This is a genomic window from Bacillus sp. B25(2016b) (genome assembly GCF_001679765.1).
In the GTDB taxonomy this organism is placed as follows: domain Bacteria; phylum Bacillota; class Bacilli; order Bacillales; family Bacillaceae_G; genus Bacillus_A; species Bacillus_A thuringiensis_K.
Window position 1 is genome coordinate 4935469 of sequence record NZ_CP016285.1, and the last position, 13054, is coordinate 4948522.

Here is a 13054-nt window from a genome sequence, read left to right on the forward strand (position 1 = left end):
ACGTTTTTTGTATCCGATAAGTTCTTATCGCTGGTAGTATGACCAGAATAAGGTAAAATATGTATATCTACATACCGGACTTTTTTCTACACTCAATAGGATAACAACTTGTACTCAAAAACTCAACCGTATTCACCTGCACAATAGTCCATGTAAACGCTTTTTTCCATATTTTTTATAAAAAATTCATTTTTATGCCTCTACAGCGAGCTCATTTCTCACAGCTTGACGAATTTCATCAATATCAAATGGTTTAGCAAAATGCATTAAAGCTCCTAAATCTTTTGCTTCTTGGATCATATCAAGTTCTCCATAAGCAGTCATTAAAATTACTTTAATACTCTCATCAATTTCTTTTACATGCTTTAAAATCTCTATACCATCCATGCCTGGAATTTTCATATCTAACACTACTAAATCTGGATTATCTTTTTTCACGATATCTAAAGCTTGAAATCCATTTGCTGCTTGGAATGTCTGATAACCTTCTTTTTGGAACACTTCATGTAATAACACACGAATCCCATATTGATCATCAACGATTAAAATTTTACCTTCCATAATTCCCAACCTTTCTGTATAAGTACAAGATTTAAAGCTTCTTATATCTTAACGATTTATTTTCGCTATTCTTTGGCAAATTCCTTCCTATTCTTTCTTATTTTACCGTTTCCTATTTTGTTATGCTACCCTACGATTTCACCTTTCTAAAAAAATAAACTATAATGAAAGCCGGCAAACACGTACGAAGGGAGTAACATTATGTTAAAAATTTTTTCAACTCAATTAAGTGGTTATTTCTCCAGAGTTTCTCAAAAAGAAGAAATGAATATAGAAGATAGCGCTCGTTTACTTGCTCAAGCACTAGTTGGCGATGGTTTCATTTATTTATATGGTACAAATGAGATGGAGGGCGTTATTGCCGAAGCACTATTCGGTGCTGAACCAATGAAGCAAGCAAAACGCTTATTTGAAAATGGTAAAGAAGCAGAAGTAACCTCTGCGGATCGTGTACTTCTTATTAGCCGTTTTTCAACAGATGAAGCGGTTGTAGAAATTGCAAAAAAACTACAAGAAGAGGGACACTCTATTGTCGGCATTTCTGCTCTTCAAGAAGGTACGGAATCACTCGAACGATATACAGACGTACATATTGATATAAAACTGTTAAAAGGTCTTATTCCAGACGATGAAGGTAATCGCTACGGATTCCCAAGTTTAATAGTAGCTTTATTTGCTTATCACGGAATCAAATTTACAATCGATGAAATGTTAAACGAATATTAAAAAAAAGCGCCTTATTTCAGGCGCTTTTTTTATTACTTGCTCTCTTTATTCGTAATAGAAGCTCTTACGAAGTCATGGAACAATGGTTGTGGACGGTTTGGACGAGAAACAAGTTCTGGATGGAACTGTGCTGCCACGAACCAAGGGTGGTCTTTTAATTCAATGATTTCAACTAGACGGCCGTCTGGGCTTGTACCAGAGAATACAAATCCTTCTTTTTCCATATCCGGACGGAACTGGTTGTTGAACTCATAACGATGACGATGACGCTCATATACAACCGGCTCATTATAAGCATTGTAAGCATTTGTTTCTTCAGCAAGCTTACATGGGTATAGACCAAGACGAAGTGTACCACCTAGGTCCTCTACATCTTTTTGTTCTGGTAATAAGTCTATGATTGCATATGGTGTGTCAGGGTTGATTTCAGAAGAGTTAGCACCTTCTAAACCTAATACATTACGCGCGAATTCGATTGATGCAAGTTGCATACCTAAGCAAATTCCTAAGAATGGAACTTTGTTTTCACGAGCATATTGAATCGCAACGATTTTACCTTCTACACCACGATCACCGAAGCCACCTGGTACAAGGATACCATCTGTATCGCCAACTAATTCTTTTACGTTTTCTGCTGTTACGTGCTCAGCATTTACCCATTTCACTTCTACATCTGTGTCGAATGAGTAACCAGCATGACGAAGTGCTTCTACAACAGAAATATAAGCATCTTGAAGTTCTACATATTTACCAACAAGAGCGATTTTTGTTTTCTTAGAAAGATTACGCACTTTGTTAACTAGAGCAGTCCACTCTGTCATATCTGCAGCTGGATTGTCTAATTTTAAGTGGTCACAAACGATTTGGTCCATGTTTTGTTCTTGAAGAGATAATGGAACCGCATATAAAGTATCTGCATCGCGAGCTTCGATAACTGCTTTTGTATCGATGTCACAGAACAATGCAAGCTTGTCTTTCATATCTTGAGAAACAGGCATTTCTGTACGAACAACGATAATGTTTGGTTGAATACCTAAGCTACGAAGTTCTTTAACACTATGTTGTGTTGGTTTTGTCTTCATTTCACCCGCTGCTTTTAAGTACGGGATTAACGTACAGTGAATGTACATTACATTGTCACGACCGATGTCGCTCTTAATTTGACGGATTGCTTCTAAGAATGGTAGAGATTCGATGTCACCAACAGTCCCACCGATTTCTGTAATAACAACATCTGCATTTGTTTCACGACCAGAACGATATACGCGTTCTTTAATTTCGTTAGTAATGTGAGGAATAACTTGAACTGTTCCTCCTAAATATTCACCGCGACGCTCTTTTTGAAGAACTGAAGAGTAAATTTTACCTGTTGTTACGTTGCTGTATTTGTTTAAGTTAATGTCGATAAAACGCTCATAGTGACCAAGGTCTAAGTCAGTTTCTGCGCCATCATCTGTTACGAATACCTCACCGTGTTGATATGGGCTCATAGTCCCTGGGTCTACGTTAATGTATGGATCAAACTTTTGAATCGTTACGTTTAAACCACGATTTTTTAAAAGTCTTCCAAGAGATGCTGCTGTAATACCTTTTCCTAAAGACGATACTACACCGCCTGTTACAAAAATATACTTAGTCATGAAAAAGCTCCCTTCTATTTTGCTGTTATATAATCACCGTTGCAAAGCGCAACGTATGTAGATAACACTGTATCCATCTTATTGTTAGACTCTTTTTATTTTCTAAACAAAAAACAAAAAAGAAAATTGCTCCCCTCATCACAAAAAGTAATAAGTAGGGAGCAATTTTCTTTTATATTTACACTTTAAAAGTATTATCGTCCTTTTTTAAAGAGCCCAAAAATGATTCTACATGGACGATAATGAAAAGTCAAGAACTACAGTTCTTCCTCTTCTTCTTCTTCAGTTTCATCATACTCAAGTTCTTCTTCAGCGAAGTCGTCGTCATCTTCGTCTAAATCATCAAGATCGTCGTCATCTCCGTCTTCTTCTTCAAGAACCTTGTCCAAATCTTCTACATCGTCTTCATCTTCACTTACGTCTGCATCGTCGAAGTCATCTTCATCTTCTTCAATGTAGTCGTCAAAACCGTCTTCTTCAACTTTACGTTTCTTCTTCGGTTTTGGTTGAGGCAAGATTTCTTCATCAATTTGCTCGTATGGGTACCAGCTGCGTAGTCCCCAACGATTTTCTCCTAAATTAATGAAACGTCCATCGATGTTTAAGTCTGTATAAAATTGTGCGATTTTCGCATTAACTTGCTCTTGAGATAGTCCCAGCACTTGAGCGATTTCTTGAACCAACTCGTTGAATGTCGTTGCTTGTTTTTTATCCCCTAAAACGCTATGTACAACTTCAATCATTGAACATTCTTTTAGCTCTTCTGGTGAATATTGCTTAAAATCCACTTATGCGGCACTTCCTTTCATCAAATATAACCTTATATATAACGGCCTGCTTAAAAAAATCCATACTATTCATTATAAACAAAAGTCGCACAAATATGCTACAAAAAAAACGGGAAACTTTTATAGGGTAGTAAAATTATAATTTGTCTGTTCCTTATTTCGGAAGCATATGGGCCCCTTGCAATACATACCTAATTTGCATTTCTGTATATTCTTCGAGCGTATACAGTTTTTGCAACGCCCAGCGTCTAAATCCCCACATCTGCCCTTGTATAAAAATATTATGGGCAAGAAGCTGTATTTCTTTTTTATTTAATGTAAATGTTCCATTTTCCGTACAATGTTCTAAAATATCTTCGAACATTCCTACCATTTGAAACTCCTTTTCTAATACATACGGAAGTGATTCTTTCGGTAAAAAGCGTACCTCTTGATACATTATCAATACTTCTTCCTGCAATTCGTCCATCACTTTAAAGTAATTCGTTATTGCTATCTTTAAACTTTCTACACTCCCTTTTTCTGTACACACTACTTCCTCTAATCGTTCTTTTACATGTTCATATATACTATCACAAACTAAATATAAAACATCGTCTTTTGTACGAATGTACTCATAAAGTGTCCCTATACTAAATCCAGCCGCTTTTGCAATTTCTCTCGTTGTTGTACGCGGAAATCCTTTTTGTTTAAACAGTTGCACCGCACCTTTAATCATTTGTTCACGTCTTAACGCAACTAATTTTTCATCTTTCACCGATGCATGTACATTATGTTTAACCATTCCCTTCACCTCTCTCTATTATTTTTTGGAAGGAAAAAGCGTAGGAAAATACCTACGCTTTCGTTCCTACTTCGTTAACATACGAGAAATTACAAGCCTCTGAATCTCTTGTGTTCCTTCATATATTTGTGTAATCTTTGCATCTCTCATATAACGCTCTACTGGATAATCTTTCGTATAGCCGTAACCACCAAATACTTGCACCGCTTCAGTCGTCACCTTCATAGCTGTATCCCCTGCAAATACTTTTGACATCGCTGATTCTTTTCCATACGGAAGCCCTTCTGATTCAAGCCAAGCCGCTTGATATGTTAAAAGGCGTGCCGCTTCTACATCTGTTGCCATATCTGCAAGTTTAAAGCCAATCCCTTGCTGCGCCGCAATTGGTTTTCCAAATTGATGGCGCTCCCTTGCATATTCTACAGAAGCATCTAAAGCCCCTTGTGCAATACCAACAGCTTGCGCCGCAATACCGTTACGACCTCCATCTAATGTTTGCATCGCAACTTTAAACCCTTGCCCCTCTTCTCCAAGTAGATTCTCTACAGGAATACGGCAATCTTCAAACATAATTTCAGTCGTTGGTGAAGAGCGAATCCCTAGCTTGCTCTCCTTCTTCCCAACTGAAAATCCCGGTGTATCACTTTCTACAATAAATGCACTCGTACCACGCTGCTTCGATTCAGGATCAGTTAGCGCAAAAACAACATAAATATCAGCAATACCGCCATTTGTAATGAAAATTTTTGATCCATTTAAAATATAATGGTCTCCATCTCTCTTTGCAATTGTCTTCATTCCACCAGCATCCGATCCAGATCCTGGCTCCGTTAAGCCGTATGCACCAATTTTCTTCCCTTCAGCCATCGGTCGTAAAAACTTTTGCTTTTGCTCTTCCGTCCCAAATTTAAAAATTGGCCATCCCGCAAGTGAAGTATGCGCGGACAGTGTTACGCCTGTTGAAGCACAAACGCGAGATAATTCTTCAATAGCGATTACGTACGCTAAGTAATCGCTTCCAATTCCGCCGTACTCTTCAGGCCATGGAATACCAGTTAAACCAAGCTCTGCCATTTGATCAAATAATTCTCGATCAAATCGCTCTTCCTCATCACGCTCAGCTGCTGTTGGTGCCACTTCATTTTTAGCAAAATCTCGAACCATTTTTCTTATCATTTCATGTTCTTCTGATAGTTTAAAATGCATCTCCGTCTCCCCCTCGCCCTTTTATAAAGCACGGCTAATAACAAGTTTCTGTATTTCACTTGTTCCTTCATATATTTGCGTGATTTTCGCATCACGGAAAAATCGTTCTACTGGATAGTCTTTCGTATAACCGTAACCACCAAATACTTGCACCGCCTCAATCGCAACTTCAACCGCTGTCTTAGAAGCAAATAATTTCGCAATAGATGCTTCTTTACCGCATGGTAATCCTTGTGCCCTAAGAGATGCTGCTCTATATACGAGTAACCTTGCTGCCTCGACACTTGTTGCCATATCTGCAAGTTTGAAGCCAATCCCTTGCTGCGCCGCAATGGGCTTCCCGAATTGTTCTCGTTCTTTTGCATAATCAATCGCACATGCAAGCGCCGCTTCAGCAATTCCTAACGCCTGTGCACCGATTCCAATTCGCCCAACATCTAAATTCGCCATCGCCACCTTGAATCCTTGTCCTTCTTCCCCAAGTAAATTCTCAGCTGGCACTTTCATATCTTCAAAAGTAAGTTGTACTGTACGAGAACCGAGAAGTCCCATCTTATGTTCATCTTTTCCGATGATTAAACCAGGTGTATCTTTCTCTACTATAAATGCAGAAATACCACTTTTTCCTGCCTCTGGATTTGTAGAAGCGAATACAATGTATGTACTTGCTTCACCACCATTTGTAATAAACACTTTCGATCCATTAATAATATAATGATCACCTTTTTTCACAGCTCTTGATTTCAAACTCCCTGCATCTGATCCTGCATTTGGCTCTGTTAAAGCAAATGCGCCTAAATATTCCCCGGTTGCAAGTTTAGAAACATATTTTTTCTTCTGTTCTTCTGTTCCGAAATATAAAATCGGATTCATTCCAACTGACGTATGTACAGCTAAAATTACACCAACTGTTGCACTGACCTTTGAGATTTCCTCAATTGCTAGAATGTAAGAAATAAAGTCCATTTCTGCCCCGCCGTATTTTGCAGGCGCTGGAATACCCATTAATCCAAGCTCACCCATCTTTTGCAAAATCTCTTTCGGGAACACCCCTTGTTCCATGCTAGGAACAAAGGGAGCTATTTCCTTCTGTGCAAAGTCCCGAACCATTTTCCTCATCATTTGCCGCTCTTCATTAAAACGAAAGTTCATATATTCCGCCTCCATTTGCTATATATCCTTTAAATAATTTGGTAAGACCACTATGTTGTAACAAAGGGGGCATTTATTCGTAAACGTAGAATCCACGGCCTGTTTTACGCCCTAACCATCCTGCATTCACATACTTACGTAATAACGGACATGGGCGATATTTACTATCTCCTAATCCTTCATGCAACACTTCCATAATGTATAAACACGTATCTAAACCGATAAAATCAGCGAGTGTCAAAGGCCCCATCGGATGGTTCATACCAAGCTTCATGACTTCATCAATTGCTTCTTTCGTCGCTACACCTTCATATAACGTATAAATCGCTTCGTTAATCATCGGTAGCAAAATGCGGTTTGATACAAAACCTGGGAAATCATTCACTTCAACTGGTACTTTCCCAATTTTTTTCGTAATATCTTCAATTGCTTCATATACCGCATCATCGGTAGCCAAACCACGAATAATCTCAACAAGCTTCATAACTGGAACTGGATTCATAAAGTGCATACCGATTACTTTTTCCGGACGCTTCGTTACCGCTGCAATTTCTGTAATTGGCAGAGATGACGTATTCGTCGCTAAAATTGCGTGTTCTGGAGCAATTTCATCTAGATTCGCAAAGATTTTCTTTTTAATATCCATTTTCTCAACAGCTGCTTCAATAATAAGATCCGCTTCTTTCACACAATCTAAATCAAGCGTTACTGTAAGACGATTTAATGTCGCTTCCTTCTCTTCTTCCTTCATGCGTCCTTTTTCTACTTGGCGCGCTAGGTTTTTCGTAATGATAGCCAATCCTCTATCTAATTGCTCTTGTTTTAAATCTTGTACCTTCACGTCATATCCTGCCATTGCACATACTTGTGCAATTCCTGATCCCATTTGCCCTGCACCAATTACAACAATGTTTTGTACACCCATTTTTTCTTCCCCCTTAATTGTTAATAAATTTTATACCCTCGAACTTTAATTAGTGAACTTCAATCATCACTGCGTCCCCTTGACCGCCACCGCTACAAATCGAAGCAATTCCAATTCCGCCGCCGCGCTGCTTAAGTGCATGGATTAGTGTAACGATAATGCGCGCTCCGCTTGCTCCAATCGGATGTCCCATCGCCACTGCGCCGCCATTTACATTCAATTTTTCTGGATCAATTCCTGCGATTTCTGTACTTGCGATTGCTACCGCTGCAAATGCTTCATTAATCTCGAATAAATCGATGTCTTCAATTGTCTTGCCTGTTTTTTCAAGCAATGCGTTAATTGCATAACCTGGCGTTCTTGGGAAATCTTTAGATTCCACTGCAATTGCTGTATGCGCCAAAATTGTCGCTAATGGCTTTCTTCCTTCTTGCTTCGCTCTGTCTTCGCTCATTAATACAAGTGCGGCACCACCATCGTTTAGTCCTGGCGCATTACCAGCTGTCACCGTCGCTGTCTTATCAAATACAGGTTTTAACTTTGCTAACTTTTCAATCGTTGTATCTTCACGTGGCGCCTCATCCTTTGCAACGACAATAGGATCGCCTTTTCTTTGCGGAATCGTTACTGGTACGATTTCCTCTTCAAAACGCCCTTCTTTATGCGCTGAAACCGCACGCTGATGGCTACGATATGCCCATTCATCTTGCGCTTCGCGAGAAATTCCATCTTCCTTTGCAACTTCTCCGCCATAAACGCCCATGTGTGTACCTGAAAATGCGCATGTTAAACCGTCAGCAACGTTTAAATCAATAACTTCGTTGTTGCCCATTCTGTATCCCCATCTTGCTCCACGTAAAATGTAAGGACTGTTACTCATCGACTCCATACCGCCAGCTACAATCAGTGATTGATCGCCAGTACGAATAATCTGATCCGCTAAAGTAACCGCACGAAGCCCTGATGCACAAACTTTATTCACTGTTTCCGTCTGCACTTCCCAAGGGATTCCAGCAGCCCTCGCAGCTTGGCGCGATGGAATTTGTCCCTGCCCACCTTGAATAACCGTTCCAAATATAACTTCTTCAACATCACTAGCCGCAACATTTGCTCTTTCAAGCGCTGCTTTAATTGCAATTCCTCCAAGTTCCGTCGCTTTTACATCTTTTAAAGATCCTCCAAATTTTCCAACTGGTGTTCTTGCAGCACTTAAAATAACTGTTTTACTCATGTTTCTTTCCCCCATTTCATTTTTTAACACTGAGCGCTCGCTCGGTATCTCTCCGTTGAGAAGAGGTGCAATCATTGCACCTCTTTCTAAAGTTGTATACATTCTTACAAACTACATCGCTTCTTTTTTCTGTCCGATAACAGATCGTTCTAAAATCTCTGTCACATCAAGAGTTTGAACTTTCTCTTCTACCTCTTTCGCTTTCGTTCCATCACTGATCATCGTTAAGCAATATGGACAACCTGTACCAATAATGGATGGCTGTACAGCTAATGCTTGTTCTGTACGAGCAACGTTAATACGAGAACCTGTTGTTTCTTCCATCCACATTAAGCCACCACCTGCGCCACAGCACATTCCCGTTTCACGATTACGTGCCATTTCTACAAGATTCACTCCAGGAATCGCTTTCAAAATGTCACGTGGCGCTTCGTACACTTCGTTGTATCTTCCTAAATAACAGGAATCATGGTACGTAACTGTTTCTTCAATAGCGTGAACAGGCTTTAAGCGCCCTTCTTTCACCCACTGAGCTAACAATTCTGTATGATGATAGACTTCTGCTTGCAAGCCAAAGTCCGGATACTCATTTTTAAATGTGTTATAAGCATGAGGATCAATCGTAACGATTTTCTTCACTCCTGCCTTTTCAAATTCTTCGATATTCTTTGTCGCCATCTCTTGGAATACAAATTCATTTCCGAGGCGGCGTGGTGTATCTCCAGAATTCTTTTCTTTATTACCGAGAATTGCGAATGAAATGCCTGCTTCGTTCATTAACTTCGCAAACGATATCGCAATCTTCTGACTACGATTGTCGTATGATCCCATTGAACCAACCCAGAATAAATACTCGAATTCCTCCCCAGCTTTTGATTTTTCTTTTACAGTTGGAACTGTTACTTCGTCATCACCTTGGCGCCATGTTTCACGCTCTTTACGGTTCAGCCCCCACGGATTTCCTTGACGCTCGATATTTGTCATCGCGCGTTGTGCTTCCGCGTCCATTTTTCCTTCTGTTAAAACGAGATATCGACGTAAATCAATAATTTTGTCAACATGCTCATTCATAACTGGGCATTGATCTTCACAGTTACGACACGTTGTACATGCCCAAATCTCTTCTTCTGTAATAACATCTCCGATTAAACTCGGATCGTAAGCGAGTGTTGTAGACGCTGATTCTTGTTGTCCTTTTCCAGCTGCCATCATCGCTAACTGATTTCCTTGTGTATTATTGAAGGCAACTACTGGAACCCACGGTGCTTTTGATGTTACCGCAGCTCCTTTATCAGTTAAATGATCGCGAAGTTTTAAAATTAAGTCCATCGGCGATAACATTTTTCCTGTTCCTGTTGCCGGACACATATTTGTACAACGGCCACACTCTACACAAGCGTATAAGTCAATAAGTTGATTTTGTCTAAAGTCTTCAATTTTACCAACACCAAATGTTTCTTGCGTTTCATCTTCAAAATCAATCTTTTCAAGCTTCCCTGGGTTTGAAAGACGACCGAAGAATACATTAGCTGGTCCCGCAATTAAATGCGCATGTTTTGATTGTGGAACATACACTAAAAACGTTAACAAAATTAGTAAATGCACCCACCAAGAAAAATAGAACACTGAAATGGCTACGGTTTCATTTATCCCGCTAAAAACGTAAGCGATTGCAGAAGCAATTGGTTCACTCCATGAAAGCTCCTCGCCATGCCATATAATTCCCATACCGTTACCAAGTAGCACAGAAATCATTAAGCCACCGATAAAGATAAGAACAAGACCTGATTTGAAGTTACGTTTTAAACGAACAAGCTTTTCTACATAACGTCTATGAAAAGCCCAAAATACTGCAATTAAAATAACAAGTGTGACAATTTCCTGGAAGAATGTAAATGCAGGGTATAGTGGTCCAAGTGGAAGATGTGATCCTGGTGCGAGTCCTTTCCAAACGAAGTCAATTGCTCCAAATTGGACAAGAATAAATCCGTAAAAGAACATAACGTGAATGATGCCGCTTTTCTTATCTTTCAGCAGCTTTTTCTGACCGAAAACATTGACCTTAAGGAGATCCCAACGCTCTTTAAAACGACGGTCAAATTCAATTTTTTTCCCTAATTGTATGTAGGCCATTCTCGTCCGTATAAGATATACAAACAAATATCCTGCATAAGCAATAACAGCAATGGCAGCCAGCCAATTAATGATCAGTAAGCTATTCATTTTTATGCTACCCCTCTCTTTGTAAGCCCTCTTTCTTTTTTCGAATCTTCAAAAATATATAATTTTCTGAATTATATTCCCTATCCCCATTATATAATGAGTGAGCATTCAGTCAACAGTTTTTTGTTATAGAACAACACATTTTTTCATAAAGCTGTTTATTTCGGTGAAACTATAAAGTGAAACTTTAATCAGTAGGGGTGGTTCATCCCCTGCTGATTATTAGTTGAACCAATCGGGCTTTTACGGGCAGTTGATTTCCAAACTAACTTCTACTTATTCAACAGTTTTGAGTTGAAAGGCTTACTGCCCGTTAAAGCGGGATAAAGTGAAACTTTAATCAGTAGGGGCGGTTCATCCCCCGCTGATTATTAGTTGAACCAATCGGGCTTTTACGGGCAGTTGATTTCCAAACTAACTTCTACTTATTCAACAGTTTTGAGTTGAAAGGCTTACTGCCCGTTAAAGCGGGATAAAGTGAAACTTTAATCAGTGCAACATACTATCCTCTAATAAAATTTATAATAAGAGCCATGCTACCCGTATCATTTGTAACACACTGAAGGTGAAAAGAATGCGAAGGAGGGAATTCACTGATGCTCTACTTATCTCTTTTGTTAATATCCGTTGCTCTTTGGATTACAATTGACCTTTCATACGGGCGACTTCTTCATTTAAAACGAGTAAGCCCTCGCACTTTCCCTTTACGTCAAAGTGATTTTCACCTTTATACATACGGGAAAGATTTATATGACGCTTTATTTACTGATATAAAACAAGCACAGCATCACATTCATATTTTATTCTTCATTGTAAAAAACGATAAAATCAGTCGTGAATTTTTAAAATTGCTGATTGATAAGGCTCAGGAAGGAATTGAAGTACGACTTTTACTTGATCGATTTGGCAGCCATTCTTTATCAAACGAAGCTATTCGCTCCCTGCAAAAACATGGTATATCTTTTTCATTTTGTCATAAGGTAAAATTTCCTCTGCCTTTCTTTTCTGCTAATCAAAGAAATCATAGGAAAATTACAGTGATTGATGGGAAAACCGGCTATATCGGGGGATTTAATATCGGCGAAGAGTATCTAGGGCATAATGAATATTTAGGATTATGGCGAGACTATCATTTACGTCTTACAGGAGAAGGGGTTCAAGATTTACAAAAGCAATTTTTGCATGACTGGTTTGATGATACGAAACAGAATTTATTGGATGCTTCTCTTTATTTTCCAAAACAAAACCCAGGTACCATCCTGCATCAATTTATTCCGACTGATGGTGCTTATTTACAACATACTTTTTTACATTTAATTAACGGGGCAAAAAAAGAAATCTGTGTCGGTACACCATATTTCATTCCTGGAAAAAAAATTATGAATGCCTTATTAAAAGCAAGAGAAAGAGGGGTTCAAATCACAATTCTTGTTCCAGAAAAAGCTGATCACCCTCTCGTTCGAGAAGCAAAATTCCCGTACTGCCGAAAATTAATACAGGCTGGTTGCAATATTTATGCATTTCAACAAGGATTTTTTCACGCCAAAATTATTATAGTGGACGATGATATTTGTGATATCGGAACGGCAAACTTTGATATGAGAAGTTTATATATTAACCATGAAATAAACTGCCTGTTATATAATAAACATTTCATTCAAACAGTAAAAAATAAATTCCATGAAGATCTAGAGAATGCATCCGTACTTTCCTATAGTGATGTAAACCCGCCTTCTCTTATCGATAGAGGAAAGGAATGGATTGGAACAATGCTTGCTTTCTTTTTATAGGAAAAACAATGAATAAAAGGGGGTATCT

Annotated in this window: 11 protein-coding genes; 2 read left to right on the top strand and 9 right to left on the bottom strand. The window is 38.8% G+C overall.

From position 1 onward, the window contains the following. Positions 1 to 192: 192 nt before the first annotated feature. Positions 193 to 561 carry a sporulation initiation phosphotransferase Spo0F gene (spo0F, locus tag BAQ53_RS25320; protein ID WP_000398594.1) on the bottom strand — a complete coding sequence of 123 codons (369 nt, stop codon included), beginning with the start codon at positions 559 to 561 and terminating at the stop codon, positions 193 to 195. A 201-nt stretch (positions 562 to 762) separates the two neighbouring features. Here spo0F and BAQ53_RS25325 point away from each other — a divergent pair, with 201 nt between their 5' ends. Next, positions 763 to 1287 carry a DUF2529 domain-containing protein gene (locus BAQ53_RS25325; protein ID WP_000912412.1) on the top strand — a complete coding sequence of 175 codons (525 nt, stop codon included), beginning with the start codon at positions 763 to 765 and terminating at the stop codon, positions 1285 to 1287. 32 nt (positions 1288 to 1319) lie between these two features. Here BAQ53_RS25325 and pyrG read toward each other — a convergent pair whose 3' ends face one another. From pyrG to BAQ53_RS25365, 8 genes are all read right to left on the bottom strand, one after another. Beyond that, positions 1320 to 2927, bottom strand: coding sequence for a CTP synthase (gene pyrG / locus BAQ53_RS25330; RefSeq protein ID WP_000170460.1), 1608 nt, complete (start codon positions 2925 to 2927; stop codon positions 1320 to 1322). 257 nt (positions 2928 to 3184) lie between these two features. Next, entirely contained in the window at positions 3185 to 3715 is a 531-nt protein-coding gene (rpoE, locus tag BAQ53_RS25335) for a DNA-directed RNA polymerase subunit delta (protein WP_000346280.1), read from the bottom strand. Positions 3716 to 3869: 154 nt separating this feature from the next. Then, the gene (locus tag BAQ53_RS25340) at positions 3870 to 4499 is read right to left on the bottom strand and encodes a TetR/AcrR family transcriptional regulator (protein ID WP_208906390.1); all 630 of its coding nucleotides are present in this window, start codon (positions 4497 to 4499) and stop codon (positions 3870 to 3872) included. Positions 4500 to 4565: 66 nt separating this feature from the next. Further along, positions 4566 to 5705 carry an acyl-CoA dehydrogenase AcdA gene (gene acdA, locus BAQ53_RS25345; RefSeq protein ID WP_000545543.1) on the bottom strand — a complete coding sequence of 380 codons (1140 nt, stop codon included), beginning with the start codon at positions 5703 to 5705 and terminating at the stop codon, positions 4566 to 4568. A gap of 21 nt (positions 5706 to 5726) precedes the next feature. Then, positions 5727 to 6857 carry an acyl-CoA dehydrogenase gene (locus BAQ53_RS25350; protein WP_208906391.1) on the bottom strand — a complete coding sequence of 377 codons (1131 nt, stop codon included), beginning with the start codon at positions 6855 to 6857 and terminating at the stop codon, positions 5727 to 5729. Between the two features lie 73 nt (positions 6858 to 6930). Beyond that, entirely contained in the window at positions 6931 to 7782 is an 852-nt protein-coding gene (locus tag BAQ53_RS25355; RefSeq protein WP_000538874.1) for a 3-hydroxybutyryl-CoA dehydrogenase, read from the bottom strand. Positions 7783 to 7831: 49 nt separating this feature from the next. After that, positions 7832 to 9115, bottom strand: coding sequence for an acetyl-CoA C-acetyltransferase (locus BAQ53_RS25360; protein ID WP_208906392.1), 1284 nt, complete (start codon positions 9113 to 9115; stop codon positions 7832 to 7834). Positions 9116 to 9124: 9 nt separating this feature from the next. Further along, positions 9125 to 11236 (bottom strand): (Fe-S)-binding protein, encoded by a 2112-nt coding sequence (locus BAQ53_RS25365; RefSeq protein ID WP_001086769.1) that lies wholly within the window; start codon positions 11234 to 11236, stop codon positions 9125 to 9127. Positions 11237 to 11832: 596 nt separating this feature from the next. Here BAQ53_RS25365 and cls point away from each other — a divergent pair. Continuing rightward, positions 11833 to 13026 (top strand): cardiolipin synthase, encoded by a 1194-nt coding sequence (gene cls / locus BAQ53_RS25370; RefSeq protein WP_208906393.1) that lies wholly within the window; start codon positions 11833 to 11835, stop codon positions 13024 to 13026. Positions 13027 to 13054 lie beyond the last annotated feature (28 nt).